Consider the following 18,747-nt stretch of genomic DNA (forward strand, 5'->3'; position numbering starts at 1 on the left):
CCGTACCTGCCGGCTGCGCCGAAGCGGAGCCGGAACGGCGTGTTCTATGGGCACTGCGTTAAGACTTGAGACGAGCGAAAAGCGACCGCTAAAACGTCATGAACCCGGCTCGCATGCGCGCTCGAGCATCGCGTGCAGCAGCACGTTGGCGCCTGCTTCGATCCATTCGAACGTGGCGTCCTCGATCTCGTTGTGACTGATCCCGTCGACGCACGGCACGAATACCATCGAGGTCGGCGCGACTTGCGACAGATAACACGCGTCGTGCCCCGCACCGGACACCATGTTCCGATGCGCATAGCCGAAGCGTTCCGCTGCCGCGCGCACCGACTTCACGCAGGCTTCGTCGAACGCTACCGGCGCGTAGTAAAAGATCTGCTCCAGTTCGGTCTCGAGGCCGACGCCGCCGGCAATCTCGGCGACGCCCTTGCGCAACGCCGCGTCCATTTTCGCGAGCACGGCGTCGTCCGGATGACGGAAATCGACCGTGAAGAACACGCGGCCCGGAATCACGTTGCGCGAGTTCGGATGGACCTGCAGCATGCCGACCGTCGCGCAGCCGAATGGCGCGTTGTCGAGTCCGATGCGATTGACCAGATCGACCACGCGCGCGGCGCCAAGCAGCGCGTCGCGACGACGCGGCATCGGCGTGGGCCCCGCGTGCGCTTCCTGACCGGTCAGCGTGATCTCGTACCAGCGCTGACCCTGCGCATCGGTCACGACGCCGATGGTTTTCTGTTCGGCTTCAAGAATCGGCCCCTGTTCGATGTGCAATTCGAACGCCGCATGCAAGGGCCGGCCGCCGCAAGGCACATCGCCCGCATAGCCGATGCGGCTGAGTTCCTCGCCGATCGTTTTGCCGTCCACGTCCTTGCGCGACAGGCCGTAGTCCAGCGTAAACACGCCGGCGAAGACACCCGAGGCGACCATCGCCGGTGCGAAACGCGAGCCCTCCTCGTTGGTCCAGATCACGACTTCGACCGGATGCTCGGTCTCGATGCCGTGATCGTTCAGACTCCGAATCACTTCGAGACCGCCCAGCACGCCGTAGATGCCGTCGAAACGCCCGCCGGTCGGCTGCGAGTCCGCGTGTGAGCCGGTCATCACCGGCAACGCGTCGGGATTGCGCCCGGCGCGGCGCATGAATACGTTGCCCATCTGATCGACACTGACCGTACAGCCAGCTTCCTTCGCCCAACTGACGATCAGATCGCGCCCTTCCCGGTCGAGGTCGGTGAGCGCGAGGCGGCACACGCCACCCTTGGGCGTCGCACCGATCTTCGCCATCGTCATCAGACTGTCCCACAGCCGCTTGCCGTCGATCCTGATCGACGTCGACGGTTCGGCTTGCTGTTTCAGCGCTTCGGATACCGCGTTCATTCGTCTCGCTCCTTTCGGTGAACCGACATGAAACTGGTGCATCGGCGGCGGGCTTTGGGGCGTGTCCGCACGGTCGCGGTGCACGTTCGACGCACCCGTTCGCCTCTCATACAAAGGGCAAACCCTAGGGCATCGCCCGCTCTCTCAATCCTGTCCAGTTGGACAGGTTGTAGACGATTAGCCTCGCCAAATCAATGCCTTTCGTTCGTTAGAGTACGGAGAAGATGCAGAGCGAGAAGCGTGCCATTGCGTTGCAGCACGAGCGGACGGGGCACGACGAATCCGCGTGTGGACCCCGCATCAAACGACTAGAATGAAGCGCGACGCGGCACAGATGCCGCCGAAGGCGAACATGAGAGACGACGACGTGGCGGCCGCAATTACGGAAAACGACGAATCACGCGCGCCTTTGCGGCGGCGCAAGGCACACATTCGCGAGTCGAATGAAGCGCATCTGCTGGCGTGCGCCGAAGCCGTTTTCGCCGAACGGGGACTCGATGGCGCGAGCACCGCGATGATCGCGGAGCGCGCCGGCTTACCGAAAGCCAACGTGCACTACTACTTTCCGACCAAGCTCGCGCTTTACCGGCGCGTGCTGGAAGACCTGTTCGAAGACTGGTACAAGGCAGCCGACACGTTCGAATGCAGCGACGATCCGGTCGAGGCAATTGCCGGCTACGTGCGCGCGAAAATGGAATTGTCGCGCCGCCGGCCGCTCGGTTCGAAGGTGTGGGCGAGCGAGATCATCCACGGCGCGGAGCATATGGAGGACATCCTCAAGGGACGCGTAAAACCGTGGCTCGACAGCCGCGTGAAAGTGATCGACGACTGGATCGCGCGTGGCCTGCTCGCGCCGGTGAATGCGCAAACGCTGATGTACATGATCTGGGCCACCACCCAGCACTACGCCGACTTCGACGCGCAGATTCGCGCGCTCAAGGGCAAGCGCGCATTGACGCAGAAAGCGTTCGACGCTACCACCGAGGAAGTGGTGCAATTGGTGATTCGCGCGTGCGGTGCGGTGTCGCCTTCGCGGCGCGAGGACGGGGCCGATCCTTCACGGTGAGGCAGGAACATGAAGGCCCCGCACACGCTCATGATGCATGGGCGTATGCGGGGCCTTCATCGACTCACGGCATCGTTGGCTTCGGCGTCAGCTTCAGTAAGTCTCCAGATGCAACCGCCCTTCGCGCTTCAACTTCGCCCACAGCGCCTCCCAATCCAGTCGATGCTGCTCGCCGATCTCCTTCAACGCCTGCAGCACACCGTCTTCCATGCCCTTCAATCCGCACACGTAGATATGCGTGTTGTCGTCCTTGAGGAGGTTCGCGACGTCGACCGCGCGTTCACGCATCGCGTCCTGAACGTAGCGCTTCGCTTGCCCCGGCGTGCGTGAAAAAGCCAGATTCGTATCGATGAAATCCTTCGGCAGATTCGTCAACGGTCCGAAGTACGGCAGTTCCTCCTTGGTGCGCGCGCCGAAGAACAGCATCAGCCTGCCGGTCGCGCCTTTCAGCCGGCGCCGCCGGCGATACTCGGTCATCGCGCGCATCGGCGCGGAGCCGGTGCCCGTGCAGATCATCAACAGATGCGAGTTCGGATGGTTCGGCATCAGAAAGGTGCCACCGAACGGGCCGATCACGTTGACCACATCGCCCTTCTTCAGATCGCACAGATAGTTCGAGCACACGCCGTCGATCGCGTCGCCGTGTTGCTGCGAGACCCGTTTGACCGTCAGCGATACGTTGTTGTAGCCGGGCCGTTCGCCATCGCGCGGGCTCGCCACCGAATACTGGCGCGCGTGATGCGTGCGGCCATCGGCGCTCGCGCCCGGCGGCAGAATGCCGATCGACTGCCCTTCCAGAACTGGAAACGGCATCGAACCGAAATCCAGCACGATGTGATGGATATCGCTGTCGCTCGTGCTGTCGGTGAGACGGTAGTTGCCGACTACCGTCGCGGTAGTCGGCGCCTTGTGCGTATAGAGATTCACGTAGGGCTTCGCGGCCGACCACGGCGGCACGACCGAGCCGCGCACGGTGTCCACTTCGATGCCGCTCGCGTCAGCGGACGTATCGCCCGACGCGTGCGCGCCCGACGATTCGTCCGCGGCGCGCACCGCCATCGTGTTCTGTTCCGGCAGCACGTCCCACGTGAATTGCTCTTCGATCGGATAGGCGTCCGCCTTCAGCACGGTGCGCCAGTTGTCGATCGCGCCGGTCGGACACGGCGGCACACACGCCATGCAGCCATTGCAGATATCCGCCTTGACCACGTAGTTGTTGTCGTCGTGGGTGATCGCATCGATCGGGCAAGTCTCTTCGCAGGTATTGCAGCGAATGCAGATTTCCGGATCGATCAGATGCTGCCGGAGCACTTCGATCGATACTGGGCCGTTCATGACTTCCTCCACCATGGTGTGCTGCGCGTGCGCTCGCTTCAGTTAAAGCGCACGTATTCGAAATCGATCGGCTGACGGTTCACGCCCATCGCGGGCGGTGCGATCCAGTTCGCGAACTTGCCCGCGTCCGTGACACGGCCCATCAGCGACGCCACGAACGCGCGGTCCTCCGGCGACGCGAGCCACTTCGCCTCGTTCGCGGCCCATTCGGTTTCGCTGATCACGCGGCCATCGGGCGACACGCGCGTGCCCGCAAACGTGCCGATCTGCCGGTTGAACGCCTTGTGCGGCACCGTCATGCGGAAATCGATACCGGCCTTTTCGAGCACCTTGTTCCAGCGCCCCACGCCTGCCACCGAATCCTTGATGTAGTCGTCGCGCAGCACTTCGTTCATCGCATTGAGCATCGGCACTTCGCGCTCGACCAGCTTGCCGTCCTGCACGTCGAGCAGCTTGTAGCTCTGACCGTTCAACTGATGATCGTCGTCGCGCTTGTTCTCTTCATAGCGTCCCTTCAGACCCGAGCTATAGAACGTCGCCGCATTCGACGAATGATCGGCGCCGAACAGATCGATCGTCACCGAGTAGTGGAAGTTCAGATAGCGCTGGATGGTCGGCAGATCGATCACGCCGGCCGCGCGAATCTTCGCGACGTCGTCGGTACCCAGTTCGTTCATCACCTGTGCGGTCCGCTGGATCACGCGCGACACGCCCGATTCACCGACGAACATGTGATGCGCTTCTTCGGTCAGCATGAACTTCGTGGTGCGCGCGAGCGGGTCGAAGCCCGACTCCGCGAGCGCCGACAACTGGAACTTGCCGTCACGATCGGTGAAGTACGTGAACATGTAGAACGCGAGCCAGTCCGGCGTTTTCTCGTTGAATGCGCCAAGAATACGCGGGTTGTCGTCGTCGCCCGAGCGGCGCCCCAGCAATGCTTCGGCTTCCTCACGTCCGTCGCGGCCGAAGTAGCGATGCAGCAGATACACCATCGCCCACAAATGGCGGCCTTCTTCGACGTTGACCTGGAACAGGTTGCGCAGATCGTACATGGACGGCGCCGTGAGCCCCAGATGACGCTGCTGCTCGACCGACGCCGGCTCCGTATCCCCTTGCGTGACGATGATGCGGCGCAGATTCGCGCGATGCTCGCCGGGCACGTCCTGCCAGGCCGCTTCGCCCTTGTGTTCGCCGAAGTGGATCTTGCGGTCCTGCTCGCCCGGCGTGAGAAAAATGCCCCAGCGGTAGTCCGGCATCTTCACGTGATCGAAGTGCGCCCAGCCACCCGCATCGACGCTCACCGCCGTGCGCAGATAGACGTCGTAGCCGTGCGAGCCTTCCGGTCCCATATCGCCCCACCACGACAGAAAATTCGGCTGCCATTGTTCGAGCGCGCGCTGCAACGCGCGGTCGTCGGCGAGATTGACGTTGTTCGGAATCTTTTCGCTGTAGTTGATCGTTGACATGGTCGGTTCCCTGTGCGGAAGCTGCAGTGCTGGCGGTAAGAGGTGCGTATCGGCCAGGTGGCGTTGCGTCGCTGCGCGGTGCCGAGGTTCAGGCGGGCATCACACGCGCGAGACGTCGAATTGCGCCTTGCTGCCCTTGCCGTACACCTTGAGCGCACCCTTCTCGCCCACTGCGTTCGGCCGGTTGAAAATCCAGTTCTGCCAGGCAGTGAGACGGCCGAAGATGCGCGTCTCCATCGTTTCCGGACCGTTGAAGCGCAGATTCGCTTCGAGGCCGGTCAACGCATCCGGTGACATCGCCGCGCGTTCTTCGAGCGCGATGCGGATTTCGTCGGCCCAGTCGATATCGTCCGGCGAGGCGGTCACGAGGCCGAGGCGCTCGGCTTCGACCGGTTTGATTGCCTCACCGATGCGCGAGCGCACCGCATCGAGCGGCTCGGCCTCTTCGTAGAAGCGGCGCGCGAGCCGCGACTGATGCGTGACGAGCGGATACAGACCGAAGTTGACTTCCGTGAGCGTGATGGCCGGCTCCTCGTCTTCATTGCCCGGCAAAGCGGCCATGTAAGTGCGGTCGGCGGCGAACGCGAGTTCCGCGAACGTGCCGGCAAAACAGGAGCCCGGTTCGATCAGCGTGAACAGGGAGCGCGACGAGACATCGATGCGCGCGAGGGTACGGCGCAGCAGACCGATGGTCTCGCGCACGAACCAGTGGTCCTTGTGCTGCATCAGCGTGGCGTCGGCGGCAAGCAGGTTGCGCGCGTCGCCTTCGGTCTTGAAGACCCAGGTGCCGACGTCGAGTTCGTTGGTGCGCATCGACAGGATCGCGTCGTCGAGTTCGCGGGCGAATTGCAGCGGCCACCAGTTCGCGCCGGCTGCGACGATTGCGTCGATGCTCGTCGGCGGCTCGGTTTGCGGGGCTTTGGCTGTGAATGTCGCGATACGCTTCGCGCGATCGATCGTGACATCGAGCGTGGTGTAGGTCAGGCCGTCTTCGCGCTCGGTGCGCTCGATACGCGTGAGCATCACACCTTGTGCATCGTCCGGGCGGTCGCTTTGCGCGGCGAGTTCGAGCGCGCGCGCCTGGATCGCCTGATCGAACTGGTTCGGCTTCACGACTTCGTCAACGAGACGCCACGCTTTCGCGCGTTCGCCGCGCACGCCCTCGACCACCGTGCAGAAGATGTCGGCACGATCGTGGCGCACGCGCCGCTTGTCGGTGACGCGCGTCAGGCCGCCGGTGCCCGGCAGCACGCCCAAGAGCGGCACTTCCGGCAGCGACACCGACGACGACCGGTCGTCCACCAGATAGATCTCGTCGCAGGCAAGCGCGAGTTCGTAGCCGCCGCCGGCGCAGGCACCGTTCACCGCGGCAAGAAACTTCAGACCCGAATGACGCGACGAGTCTTCCAAACCATTGCGCGTTTCGTTGGTGAACTTGCAGAAGTTGACTTTCCACGCATGGGTCGACAGTCCGAGCATGAAGATGTTGGCGCCCGAGCAGAACACGCGGTCCTTCAGGCTGGTGAGCACTACGGTCTTGACTTCAGGATGCTCGAAGCGGATGCGCTGTATCGCATCGTGCAGTTCGATGTCGACGCCCAGATCGTACGAATTCAGCTTCAGCTTGTAGCCGTCGCGGATGCCGCCGTCTTCCGCGATATCGATGCCAAGTGTCGCGACGGGACCGTTGAAGCTCAGCTTCCAGTGCTTGTACTGCGAAGGATCGGTGCGGTAGTCGACCGGCGCAACGACGGTGTCTGCGGTGTACATGGGGCGTCTCCTGACTGGACGATGCAAAATCTGTTTTTTGAACAATAGTGCACCGCCAACCCCGTGTAAAGCACTTTAGTGCATGTTTGCTAGTAAACCCTGGCGCTCCACTGCAGGTCAGCCCACCCGGGCGTCATCCGGCGATTCCGCGGCGAGCCGTGCGGCAAGACGGTCTCGCAACTGCAGATAGGCGTCGGCGAGGGTCTTCTCGCTGGTGTCGAAAGTCATGTCGGCGCGGCCATATAGCTCGCCGCGCCCGGCCAGGATGCGCTTCAGATCGTCCATCGCCTCCTTATTGCCCGACATCGGCCGCAAGTCGCCTTGCGCGACGACCCGGCGCATATGCTCTTCCGGCGTCGCTTGCAGCCACACCGTGAAGCAGTGCGACCGCAGCGCGTTGAAGGTGCCCGCCTCGGACACCAGCCCGCCCGGCGACGCGATCACCGCGCGCTCGTGCTCCTGGATCACGGCCTCGAGCGCGCGATGCTCGTAGCGCCGGTAAGCGCTCGCTCCGTACAACGAATGAATCTCCGACGGCGGGCAGCCGGCCATCTGCTCGATCACGCGCGTCAGCTCGACGAAGGGCACCTTGCGCTCCTGCGCCAGCATCCGCCCGAGCGTCGACTTGCCGGCGCCGCGCAGACCGATCAGCGCGACCCGGTCCTTGCGATGCGGATCGCGCGGCGCCTGCGCGAACATCTCGGCGAGCGCGACGCGCGCCCGTTGCAGCGCCGCCTGATCGCGGCCGTGCAGCAGTTCGCGGATCAGCAGCCACTCGGCGGACGCGGTGGTTTCGTCGCCGATCACTTCGGCGAGCGGACAGTTCAAGGTGGCCGCAAGCTGCCGCAATACCAGCACCGATGCATTGCCGACGCCCGATTCCAGATTCGCCAGATGCCGCTCCGACAAGCCGGTTTCGGTCGCGAGCGTCTTGCGGGTCATGCCGCGGCGCGCGCGCAGCAGCCGCACGCGCTCGCCCATCGCCGTGAGAAACGGATCGCGCTCCTCGCGCTCGGCACCGCGCTCGATTCGCTCGGGGTGGCTCGCGTCGGCGGCGGCGGCTTCATGCGGCGATGCGGGAGAGTACTTTTGATTCATGTTTTACCACCTCATGACGACGATATATGTACTATAGTGCTTGACACGCACTTGGTGAACGGTTAATTTTCGCCAAATAACAAGGCAATAACAAACGCTGTCGCACTCTTTCGGCAGCGTCATGGAGACGGCGCGGTGACACGCCTGCATTAAGGTGCCTCAGGGCGCCGCGGCGGGTGAACGCGCAATCTGGAGGTCGCATGTCCCCACATGAATTCCAGCGCCTGATTGCGAGCGTCACTGAGCAACTCGCCGGCCGGCCGCTCGACGGCCAGCTCGCCGCGTGGCTGAACGACACCTATCCGGCCGACGGCGCGACGTTCCGCGATCTCGCGAACGCGTGCCGGACCGGCGTCGCCGAAGGCTGGCTGTGCAACCGCGAAGGCGGCGGCATTCGCTACGGCCGCATCTTCAAGCCCTTGCCCGAGACCCACGGCTTTTCCGTCGACGTGGTCGACATGCGCGACATCGCCGGTCCGCATCACGTTCACCCGCATGGCGAGATCGATCTGATCATGCCGCTCACCGAAGGCGTGACTTTCGACGGCCACCCGGCCGGCTGGTGCGTGTACGGCCCAGGCTCCGCGCATCGGCCGACCGTCGCGAATGGTGAGGCGCTGGTGCTGTATCTGTTGCCGCAAGGCGCGATCGAATTCACTCCCGCGTGAGAACGTCATGACCGAACTATTGAAGAACTACGTAGCCGGACAGTGGATCGCCGGCAACGATGCGGGCGTGACGCTGACCGATCCGGTGACGGGTGCCGCGCTCGTGCGCGTATCGAGCGCGGGTCACGACCTCGCGCAGGCCTTCAGCTTTGCGCGCGACGAGGGCGGCGCCGCACTGCGCGCGCAGACCTATGCGCAGCGCGCTGCCCGCCTCACCGAGATCGTCAGGCAGTTGCAGGCGAAGCGCGACGACTACTATGCGATCGCCACCGCGAATTCGGGCACTACGCGCAACGACTCGGCCGTCGATATCGACGGCGGCATTTTTACTTTGTCGTACTACGCGAAACTCGGCGCGTCGCTCGGCGACGTGCACGCGCTACGCGATGGTCAAAGCGTAGCACTGAGCAAGGATCAGTCGTTCAGCGTGCAGCACGTGCTGACACCAACACGCGGCGTCGCACTCTTCATCAACGCGTTCAACTTCCCGTCCTGGGGGTTGTGGGAGAAAGCGGCGCCCGCGCTGCTGTCGGGCGTTCCGGTCATCGTCAAGCCCGCCACGGCCACCGCGTGGCTCACGCAGCGCATGGTCGCCGATGTGATCGACGCGGGTATCCTGCCGCCCGGCGCGCTCTCGGTGATCTGCGGCGGCTCGGCGGGTCTGCTCGATCAGATTCGGGCCTTCGACGTGGTGTCGTTCACCGGCTCGGCCGACACCGCCGCGACGCTACGCGAGCATCCCGCCTTCGTGCAGCACGGCGCGCGTCTGAACGTTGAAGCAGACAGCCTGAACAGCGCGATCCTGTGCGCCGACGCGACGCCCGACACGCCCGCCTTCGATCTGTTCATCAGGGAAGTAGTGCGGGAAATGACCGTCAAGTCCGGGCAGAAATGCACGGCGATCCGGCGTGCGTTCGTGCCGGAAACCGCGCTCGAGGCCGTTCTCGATGCGCTCAAAGCGAAGCTCGCGACAGTCAGCGTAGGCAATCCGCGTAACGACACCGTGCGGATGGGCTCGCTCGTGAGCCGCGAGCAATACGAGAACGTGCTCGCCGGCATCGCCGCATTGCGCGAAGAAGCGGTGCTCGCGTACGACGGTTCGGCTGTACCGCTGATCGACGCGGACCCCGCGATTGCAGCATGCGTCGCGCCGCATCTGTTCGTGGTCAACGATCCGGACAACGCGACGCTGCTGCACGACCTCGAAGTCTTCGGACCGGTGGCCACGGTCGCGCCCTATCGCGTGACGGCAAACGGCAGCGAACTGCCCGAGGCGCACGCCGTCGCGCTTGCGCGACGCGGCCAGGGCTCGCTCGTCGCATCGATCTATTCGAACGACGATGCGCATCTCGGCCGGCTCTCACTCGAACTCGCCGATTCGCATGGACGCGTGCATGCGATCTCGCCGTCGGTTCAGCAGAGCCAGACGGGCCACGGCAACGTGATGCCGATGTCGCTGCATGGCGGCCCAGGCCGCGCGGGCGGTGGTGAAGAACTCGGCGGCTTGCGCGCGCTGGGGTTCTATCACCGGCGCTGCGCGGTTCAGGCATCAGCAGCGGCCATCGGCACCCTCACGCAAACGACCCACTCGCCGCCAGCCTAGCGGCGCATGACATATTGCAGGCATGACGCGGATCAAGAGCACACAACAGCCGGACCGCCCCCCACAGATGGAGGAGACATATGGAAGCCCTGCTGGAAACAGCCGCCAGTCATTGCCCCGCGACGGTGGCCCCGCCGCCCCCGCTATTCAATTTCGCCGCGTATCTGTTTCAGTTGAACGAAGCACGCGCCGGGAAGATCGCCTACATCGACGACACCGGCACCACCACCTACGGCGAACTCGAAGAGCGCGCGCGACGCTTCGCGACCGCGTTGCGCAGGCTCGGCGTGCATCCCGAGGAGCGCGTGCTGCTCGTGATGCTCGACACCGTCGCGCTGCCGATCGCATTTCTCGGCGCGCTGTACGCGGGCGTCGTACCGGTCGTCGCGAACACGCTGCTCACTGCCGCCGATTACGTGTACATGCTCACGCATAGCCACGCGCGTGCCGTGATCGCATCGGGTGCATTGCTGCCGGGCGTCACGCAGGCGTTGGATCAGTTGAATAGCGCCGACCATGACGGTTGCCAGTTGATCGTTTCGCAGCCGCTCGACGGCGCGCCGCTGGATGCGCCCCGGCTCGACGAGTTGATCGACGCCGCCGCGCCCGCCGTCAAGGGCTGCGCGAGCGGTGGCGACGACATTGCGTTCTGGCTGTATTCATCGGGCTCGACCGGCAAACCGAAGGGCACGGTCCACACGCACGCGAATCTGTACTGGACCGCCGAGCTGTATGCGAAAGCGGTGCTCGGGATCGTCGAAAGCGACGTGGTGTTTTCGGCGGCCAAGCTGTTCTTCGCGTACGGTCTCGGCAACGCGCTGACCTTTCCGCTCTCGGTCGGCGCGACCGCCGTGCTGATGGCCGAGCGCCCTACCGCCGACGCGATTTTCGCGCGACTCGTGCGGCATCGCCCGACGGTTTTCTACGGCGTGCCGACGCTGTACGCGAGCATGCTCGTGTCGCCCAACCTGCCCGCGCGCGCCGAGGTCGCCATGCGCGTGTGCACGTCGGCGGGCGAAGCATTGCCGCGTGAGATCGGCGAGCGCTTCACCGCGCACTTCGGCGCTGAGATTCTCGACGGCATCGGCTCGACGGAAATGCTGCATATCTTCCTGTCGAATCGCGCGGGCGCGGTCGAATACGGCACGACCGGCCGCCCGGTGCCGGGCTACGAAGTGGAACTGCGCGACGAAGCCGGCCGGCCGGTGCCCGATGGCGAAGTCGGCGATCTGTATATCAAGGGGCCGAGTGCCGCGCTGATGTACTGGAGCAATCGCGAGAAAACGCGTGCGACGTTTCTCGGCGAATGGATTCGCAGCGGCGACAAGTACAGCCGGCTGCCGAACGGCTGCTATCTCTATGCGGGCCGCAGCGACGACATGCTGAAAGTCAGCGGCCAGTATGTCTCGCCGGTCGAAGTGGAGATGGTGCTCGTTCAGCACGAAGCGGTGCTCGAAGCGGCGGTGGTCGGCGTCGATCACGGCGGGCTCGTGAAGACACGCGCGTTCGTCGTATTGAAGCGTGATTTCGCGCCGTCTGAGATACTCGCGGATGAGTTGAAGGCCTTCGTCAAGGAACGGCTTGCTCCGCATAAGTATCCGCGCGACATCGTATTCGTCGACGATCTGCCGAAAACCGCTACCGGCAAGATTCAACGCTTCAAACTGCGCGAACTGTCATAAGGTGATCCATGGAGAAACCCGCTCTCGCCACCGTTGCCGCTGCGTCTGCTGTCACCACGGCTGGAGACTTCGCTGAATTGCCCGCTACCGTATCGCATGGGCCGCTGCGCATCGAATATCGTTGGATTAACGAAACGGCGGTCAAGGCGCCGATCGCCGTGTTTCTGCACGAAGGACTCGGCTCGGTGGCCATGTGGCGTGACTGGCCGCAAATGTTGTGCGAGCGGCTCGGCATGCGCGGGCTGGTTTATTCGCGTCCGGGCTATGGACTATCGACGCCGCGTGCGCATGAGATCAAATGGCCCGTCGATTTCATGACGGCTCAGGCGCGCGACATTCTTCCCGCTTTGCTCGACACACTAGGTGTCGACATGCGGGAGCGCAAACGGATGTGGGTGATCGGCCATAGCGACGGCGGCTCGATCGCGCTGCTGTACGCCGCGCTGTATCCCGGAGCGCTGGCCGGCGCGGTGGTGATCGCACCGCATGTGTTCGTCGAAGACATCTCGGTGGAAAGCATCGCGCAGACGAAGCGGCTCTATGAATCCACCAATCTGCGAGACAAGCTCGCCCGCTATCACGCTGACGTCGACTCCGCGTTCTATGGCTGGAACGATATCTGGCTGAACCCCGCGTTCAGGCAGTGGACCATTGCGGCCGAGCTTGCGTCGATTCGCGAGCCACTGCTCGCGGTGCAAGGGCATGACGACGACTACGGCACGATGGCGCAGATCGATACGATTGCCGCGAGCGTGCCGCACGCACAACTTGTCAAACTCGATGCTTGCGGACATTCTCCGCATCGGGATGCACCGCAAAAGTTGAATGAGGCGATCGAGGCGTTTGTTTTGGGGAGCGTTAGACGGTAGGGGAAAGAGGGGCGCCTCGGCTAACTGCATCGCTGGCGACGTATGAGCGCGAATACACCGCCGCCATGAGCGGCATCCCAACTCCGCACGCTTTCTTCACAAAAGTTACACAGGTAAGCGATTATGCTGCCGCATCGCTGACCTCGGCACATGGATGCCCTGGCGCCCCTTCCCCGTGCCGGAGACATTTCCATGTCCGTCGAGTCGAAGTCCGCTCCTGCCTTGCTGCGCAAACGTTTGACGAGCGCATTGATCGCCACGTCGCTAAGCGTGCTGCTCGGCGCCTGCGGCAACGACGACGACACAGCCCGCACGAACACGCTGGGCTCGACCAATAGCACTGCCGACGGCAACAACAGCAACCCGTCCGCATTCGCGGCTCTGCCGGGCAATCGCTCGTCAGCCGCGCCCGCACCACCCTCGCTCACGATTCAAACCCCGGCACTACCCGCATCCGACGCCGGCGCAACGCTATCCGCCGCCGCGCCGGCGCCGCTCGCCACGCCTGTCATCCACACTGTGGATTGAGTTTCGCGCCGCACACGACGCGCGGCTCAGCCTCACGCGCGCTGTGTGCATCGTTCGTCAACCGAAGATCGAAAGCCAAAACCATGACTTCAAAAAATCGCCGTGATTTTCTACGCTCCGCCGCGCAAGCCGCCGGTTCCGCCACCGCATTGAGCATGCTGCCGCTGGGCATTCGCAATGCGCTCGCCATTCCGGCGAACAACCGTACCGGTTCGATCCGCGACGTGGAACACATCGTCGTGCTGATGCAGGAAAACCGCTCGTTCGACCATTACTTCGGCACGCTCAAAGGCGTGCGCGGATTCGGCGACACCCGCGCGATCAACCTGCCGAACGGCAAGCCGGTCTGGTATCAACCGCTCACGGCGGATGCCACCAATGCAGGTTACGTGCTGCCGTTCCACCCCACTGCGCCGAACCTGGGCCTGCAATTCCTGCAGGATCTCGCGCACGACTGGGGCAGCACGCACGCCGCATGGAACGGCGGCCGCAACGACCAATGGGTGCCCGCCAAAAGCGCGACGACGATGGCCTACCTGACCCGTGACGACATCCCGTTTCACTATCAGCTCGCCGACGCGTTCACGATCTGCGACGCATACCACTGCTCGCTGATGGGGCCGACGGACCCGAACCGCTACTACATGTGGAGCGGCTGGGTCGGCAACGACGGCAGCGGCGGCGGCCCGGTGATCGACAACTCCGAACTCGGCTACGGCTGGTCCACGTATCCGGAAGTGCTGCAGAACGCAGGCATCTCGTGGAAGATCTATCAGGACGTCGGCACCGGTCTCGATGCGAACGGCTCGTGGGGCTGGACGCAGAACCCGTACATCGGCAATTACGGCGACAACTCGCTGCTCTACTTCAACCAGTACCGTAACGCGCAGCCCGGCAATCCGCTTTACGACAACGCCCGCACCGGCACCAACGCGGCGAAAGGCGACGGCTACTTCGACATTCTCAAGCGCGACGTGCAGAGCAACGCGCTGCCGCAAGTCTCGTGGATCGTCGCGCCCGAAGCGTATTCCGAGCATCCGAACTGGCCGACGAACTACGGTGCGTGGTACATCGATCAGGTGCTGCAGATTCTGACGTCGAATCCCGAGGTGTGGAGCAAGACGGTGCTGCTGATCAACTACGACGAGAACGACGGCTTCTTCGACCACATCGCGCCGCCGTTCGCACCCTCGTCAGACGCCAACGGTCTGTCTACCGTCGATACCACGCATGAGATCTACCCGGGCGACTCAAAGACGCCTGCAGCGCCGTACGGCCTCGGACCACGCGTGCCGATGCTGGTGGTGTCGCCATGGTCGAAAGGCGGCTACGTGTGCTCGGAATTGTTCGACCATACGTCGGTGATCCGCTTCATCGAAAAGCGCTTCGGTCAGCAGCACAACCTCGGCGAATCGAACATCACGCCATGGCGCCGTGCAGTATGCGGCGATCTGATGTCGGCCTTCAACTTCGAGAACCCGAACGCCACGCCGCCCTCGCTGCCAAGCACGAGCGCCTATGTGCCGCCCGACCAGAACCGTCATCCGGATTACGTGCCGCAACCGCCGGCCGTGCAGACGGTGCCGAAGCAGGAGCCCGGCGTGCGCCCCGCCCGCGCGTTGCCATACGAACTGTTCGTGCGCGTGCAGAGCGAAGGTTCGAGCGGCAAGCTGGCGATGCGCTTCGTCAACACGGGACGCACCGGCGCGGTGTTCCTCGTGTATGCCGCTCAGAGCGCCGATGCGCCGCGCAGCTATACGGTCGAACCAGGCAAGCGACTGCAGGACCAGTTGCCGTTGAACGCGGACGGCACCTACGATTTCACGGTACACGGTCCGAACGGTTTTCTGCGCCGCTTCGCGGGCAAACCGGCATCGCACAATGGATGGCACGGCCCGGACGTCGCGCGCCCTGAAGCTGCCGAGGGCTACGACGTGTCGAACGGCAATCTGCAACTGCGGCTGGAGAACGTGGGCAGCGCGCGTTGCCAGTTCACGATCGTCAACGCGTACGATGCGAACCACGTGATCAACCATTCGGTGCGCGGCGGCGATACCGATCAGCTCTACCTCGATCTGCGCAACGCGCATGGCTGGTACGACCTGACCATCACGGTCGATACGGACACGGCGTTCGTGCGCCGTTTTGCGGGGCACGTCGAGACCGGCAAGAGCAGCATGAGCGATCCGGCGTTGGGTAGCTGAGCATCTGTCGACCGCGTCGACTAAGGCAACGGCCGCTGCGGGGTATCCGCAGTGGCCGTTTTTCATGTGGCGCCTGTTTTCAGCGTATTCGTCACGTCACGTCGCGCGCATTCACGCGCCGCTCACGACTCGAAATCGAGCCCGCCGATCAACGCCACAGGTTCACCTTGCGTATGCGACAGAAAATCCAGTTCGCGCGCGTGAGTCCACGCGCTTAGCTTGCGCGGCAGCGCGGCGAGATAGTTGGCGAAGCGCGCCTCTCCTCGCGCGTCCATCAGTCTTTCGATTTCGTCGCTGTCCCAGGTCAGATACAGATTCAACGGATGCGCGTAATGGCCCAGCTCCGTGAGCGGCGCAGCATGAATCCGCACGCGGGTGGGATGCCCGGGGCCGCCATACGGCAGCACTTCGGTATGCACGGTGGTGGCAAAACAGGCGGCGATCGCCTCGGCGATGCGAGGCGCGAACTGTTCATCGAAACGGGCTGCACTCTCCGGACGCATCTATGTCTCCGATCTTATGCATGCGTATTGAGCGGACCATCGTAGCATGCGAGCGGATCCGCGCCCATGGTCTGCGACTGTGCCATGAAGTTGTTGGGCGAAGGTATCATCCGAACAGCTTGAGTATGTGCCTGCAAACTTGCGGGGCGGCTGTCATGTGCGCCTTGACGAAACCTCGGCCCCGGTGCTTGCAGCAGGTACGGCAGCGAAGACCGGACGCTTGTGGGTGTACGTGCGCGATGATCGCACCTCTGCCGACACGACACCGTCAGCGGTGTGGTTTGCCTATACGCCGGATCAGAAGAGCATGCATCCGGATGCGTCACCCTGGCTCACTCAACGGTACGCTGCAAGCCGGCGCGTACGGTCGTTGCCAGGCCATCTGCGAAACCGGGCGTGTCACGGAGGCTGCCTGTTGGGCACTTGCGTGACAACAGTTCCATGAATGGCACGTAGCGCTCGAATGCGTTGAACACCGAGGCGCTCGAGCGTGTCGGCGCGCTATACAGGATTGCCGACGCGATCGCTGGCAAACCGCCCGATGAGTCATGCGCAGCGTCATGAACACGCGCGGCCGCTACTCGATCGATTCTATGCGTGGCTCACATCTATGATGGAAAGGCTCTCGCGCAAAACCGACACGAGCGGGGCCATTGTTTATGCGCTGAACCAGTGGGAAACGCCCATGCGCTATTGCGATAACGGCCGGCTCGAATTTCACAATCTGCCAGTCGAACGCGCGCTGCGAGGCGTCGCCATCGGTCGGCGTTTGTACACGTCCGAATTATGCAGAGCAGTTGAGATCGCTCCCCCGATCTTCAGGGCGCTCGCCGTACGTCTCGCAGGCGCTCGATATCCACACGAGCGTAGTCGCGGGCCGCGTTCAGGCTCTAATGCCGCAGCAATTCAGCGATTTTCTTGATCGAGACGTTCGCCCTTTGCAGGCGAGTGACGGTTGATCTTCGAAGCACATGCATGTTGCAGAACTGGCCATCCAGGCAGCAGCGCATGAATGTCCGATTCATTGCATTGCGAATCGCGTCGACGCTTAGCGGAATGCCAAACGATTCGCGGTGACGCACGAACACCGATCGACTGCAGGTGTGCGGGCGCCCTCGCGCAAGTACTTGCGCTAGAGTTCCACCAGCCAGTTCCGGACGCGGCATGCGTTGGACGCGACGACTCCTGGTGTGCTGTAAAGTCACAATGCCACCTCACCAGTCGATAAAGTCCAGTGTGCGGTGCTCAGCCTCGTCTCTGCGCAGCCCAAGATCAAGGCCGCAGCGAGCTAAGGCGGAATCGCGTATACCGGATGCGGTGTTGGCATCGAAAGCTTGCAGGAAACGTTCGAGCTGGGTATCCGACAGTACGTTGGGCGGTTTCGGCGCGGCCAGTGGGCGATAAGCGGCAATGTTGAACAACCAGCCGGATATCGTCACCTCGCAACGGCTGGAATCTCAGATAGCTACGCAGACTCGTACAGATAACCCAGCGCGAGCCAGGTTTCCAGTGGCGCCGGGCGATAGCGCTCAGAAATGCGTCGACTGCCGGAGTCTTGAGGTGAAGGATTCGGCGGAGGCGTTCATCATGCAGCTTGTGAAAAATACCTTTAGATGCTGCACGCGATAGACGCACGTCGAACGCTCCAAGCCGCAAGTGTCTCGCAAACACTGAGGGGAAGTTGCGCAATTCATGAGCTACGGGATCCGGCGACATCGCGGGGATGGGGTCAGCGTGAACGGCAGCGCTAAAAGATGGTGCAGTGCGCATCTCCGATACAAGTGATCGGCAAGATTGTGAAGAGCGGCAAAACGGGCAGGTGGTCCCGTATGAAACGCTCGACGAGCGTTTCATTAATAGCCGAAGCACGAAGGCGCTTACGTCTCATCCGATAGCTGAAATGAGCGAGGCACCGGGGGGTACGCTCCAACAGTACCTCGTGCGTAGCGTTGGCGCTCCAGTTCAGCAATGTACGAAGCGATGAACTGGTTCGGTGGCTCATGTAGCATGCCCGTCTCGCCGGGCTAGACGGTTCAGGCATGCATCGATAAACATGATGATCTCCGCAGATGGGTTAGCGGGACACCATCAGACCACGTTTTATTATGCGGAGTTAGCGCCGTCCGGCCGCACTCTGCCAGACGTTGGCGCCTAGGAAGGGAATCGCGAGACGGATCGTACTCGCCATAATGCACAACAGCACATAACGATGATTATGCAGAACTCTGCATAATCGGCGTATCTGTTCGCCGGAGCAGACTCCGGAGGCGAACGCGCGGCCGCAATCTCTAGCTCATTGGTACCGCGAGACACAACAGCATCGATCCAGAGACGTATCTGTGTTTCGTGCTCGCACGGATCCCAGATCACGCTATTAACCGCGTCGGCGAGCTTGAGTCATGGCCCATCGCCGATCAGCGTCACGTCACAGTCCGACGATCCCAACCGCAGTCGAGACGTTATTGGAGCCGCGCTTACACAACTGGGGCAGTCCGGTGATTAGCTCTTGAGCAGGTGCGGTACAAGTCGGGTTAGAGCAAGGCGCCAGAGCGGCTGGAGTTTTCTGACTGCGCGT

At 63.0% G+C, this 18,747-nt stretch carries 14 protein-coding genes and 2 pseudogenes; 9 read left to right on the forward strand and 7 right to left on the reverse strand.

The annotated features are described in order from the left end of the window. Positions 1-96: 96 nt before the first annotated feature. Complete coding sequence (locus tag PQQ53_RS12425) at positions 97-1,380, reverse strand: Zn-dependent hydrolase (protein WP_408324254.1); 1,284 nt, start codon at positions 1,378-1,380, stop codon at positions 97-99. 313 nt (positions 1,381-1,693) lie between these two features. Between PQQ53_RS12425 and PQQ53_RS12430 the strand changes: the two genes are divergently transcribed. Continuing rightward, positions 1,694-2,446 carry a TetR/AcrR family transcriptional regulator gene (locus tag PQQ53_RS12430; RefSeq protein ID WP_408148323.1) on the forward strand — a complete coding sequence of 251 codons (753 nt, stop codon included), beginning with the start codon at positions 1,694-1,696 and terminating at the stop codon, positions 2,444-2,446. 93 nt (positions 2,447-2,539) lie between these two features. Here PQQ53_RS12430 and boxA read toward each other — a convergent pair whose 3' ends face one another. The 4 genes from boxA to PQQ53_RS12450 all read right to left on the reverse strand — a co-directional run bounded on the left by boxA (position 2,540) and on the right by PQQ53_RS12450 (position 8,115). Next, positions 2,540-3,781, reverse strand: coding sequence for a benzoyl-CoA 2,3-epoxidase subunit BoxA (gene boxA / locus PQQ53_RS12435; RefSeq protein ID WP_408324256.1), 1,242 nt, complete (start codon positions 3,779-3,781; stop codon positions 2,540-2,542). 38 nt (positions 3,782-3,819) lie between these two features. Beyond that, positions 3,820-5,247, reverse strand: coding sequence for a benzoyl-CoA 2,3-epoxidase subunit BoxB (boxB, locus tag PQQ53_RS12440; RefSeq protein WP_408148216.1), 1,428 nt, complete (start codon positions 5,245-5,247; stop codon positions 3,820-3,822). Between the two features lie 99 nt (positions 5,248-5,346). Continuing rightward, on the reverse strand, positions 5,347-7,017 hold the full coding sequence (gene boxC / locus PQQ53_RS12445) for a 2,3-epoxybenzoyl-CoA dihydrolase (protein WP_408324258.1): 1,671 nt from the start codon (positions 7,015-7,017) through the stop codon (positions 5,347-5,349). Between the two features lie 117 nt (positions 7,018-7,134). Next, positions 7,135-8,115, reverse strand: coding sequence for a helix-turn-helix transcriptional regulator (locus PQQ53_RS12450; protein ID WP_408324260.1), 981 nt, complete (start codon positions 8,113-8,115; stop codon positions 7,135-7,137). A gap of 200 nt (positions 8,116-8,315) precedes the next feature. Here PQQ53_RS12450 and PQQ53_RS12455 point away from each other — a divergent pair, with 200 nt between their 5' ends. The 6 genes from PQQ53_RS12455 to PQQ53_RS12480 all read left to right on the forward strand — a co-directional run bounded on the left by PQQ53_RS12455 (position 8,316) and on the right by PQQ53_RS12480 (position 15,669). After that, positions 8,316-8,783: a DUF4863 family protein gene (locus PQQ53_RS12455; protein ID WP_408324262.1), complete on the forward strand. Its 468-nt coding sequence runs from the start codon at positions 8,316-8,318 to the stop codon at positions 8,781-8,783. A gap of 7 nt (positions 8,784-8,790) precedes the next feature. Further along, the gene (locus PQQ53_RS12460; protein ID WP_408324264.1) at positions 8,791-10,386 is read left to right on the forward strand and encodes a 3,4-dehydroadipyl-CoA semialdehyde dehydrogenase; all 1,596 of its coding nucleotides are present in this window, start codon (positions 8,791-8,793) and stop codon (positions 10,384-10,386) included. Between the two features lie 80 nt (positions 10,387-10,466). Continuing rightward, positions 10,467-12,068, forward strand: coding sequence for a benzoate-CoA ligase family protein (locus tag PQQ53_RS12465; protein ID WP_408324266.1), 1,602 nt, complete (start codon positions 10,467-10,469; stop codon positions 12,066-12,068). Positions 12,069-12,076: 8 nt separating this feature from the next. Next, on the forward strand, positions 12,077-12,937 hold the full coding sequence (locus PQQ53_RS12470; protein WP_408156995.1) for an alpha/beta fold hydrolase: 861 nt from the start codon (positions 12,077-12,079) through the stop codon (positions 12,935-12,937). Positions 12,938-13,129: 192 nt separating this feature from the next. After that, on the forward strand, positions 13,130-13,465 hold the full coding sequence (locus PQQ53_RS12475) for a hypothetical protein (RefSeq protein WP_408148202.1): 336 nt from the start codon (positions 13,130-13,132) through the stop codon (positions 13,463-13,465). Positions 13,466-13,548: 83 nt separating this feature from the next. Beyond that, positions 13,549-15,669: a phosphocholine-specific phospholipase C gene (locus tag PQQ53_RS12480; RefSeq protein ID WP_408324267.1), complete on the forward strand. Its 2,121-nt coding sequence runs from the start codon at positions 13,549-13,551 to the stop codon at positions 15,667-15,669. A 122-nt stretch (positions 15,670-15,791) separates the two neighbouring features. On the opposite strand, the gene PQQ53_RS12485 is transcribed toward PQQ53_RS12480, so the two are convergent. Further along, positions 15,792-16,172, reverse strand: coding sequence for a DUF5594 family protein (locus tag PQQ53_RS12485; RefSeq protein WP_408148198.1), 381 nt, complete (start codon positions 16,170-16,172; stop codon positions 15,792-15,794). A gap of 118 nt (positions 16,173-16,290) precedes the next feature. On the opposite strand from PQQ53_RS12485, the pseudogene PQQ53_RS12490 reads away from it, so the two are divergent. After that, positions 16,291-16,947, forward strand: a pseudogene (locus PQQ53_RS12490) (IS66 family transposase); the annotation flags it as partial. 439 nt (positions 16,948-17,386) lie between these two features. Here PQQ53_RS12490 and PQQ53_RS12495 read toward each other — a convergent pair. Next, the gene (locus PQQ53_RS12495) at positions 17,387-17,593 is read right to left on the reverse strand and encodes a site-specific integrase (protein ID WP_408324269.1); all 207 of its coding nucleotides are present in this window, start codon (positions 17,591-17,593) and stop codon (positions 17,387-17,389) included. Positions 17,594-18,411: 818 nt separating this feature from the next. On the opposite strand from PQQ53_RS12495, the pseudogene PQQ53_RS12500 reads away from it, so the two are divergent. Beyond that, positions 18,412-18,671 (forward strand): annotated as a pseudogene (locus PQQ53_RS12500) (transposase domain-containing protein); the annotation flags it as partial. Positions 18,672-18,747: the final 76 nt, after the last annotated feature.

The sequence above is a fragment of the Paraburkholderia strydomiana genome (assembly GCF_046030495.1).
GTDB lineage: Bacteria > Pseudomonadota > Gammaproteobacteria > Burkholderiales > Burkholderiaceae > Paraburkholderia > Paraburkholderia strydomiana_A.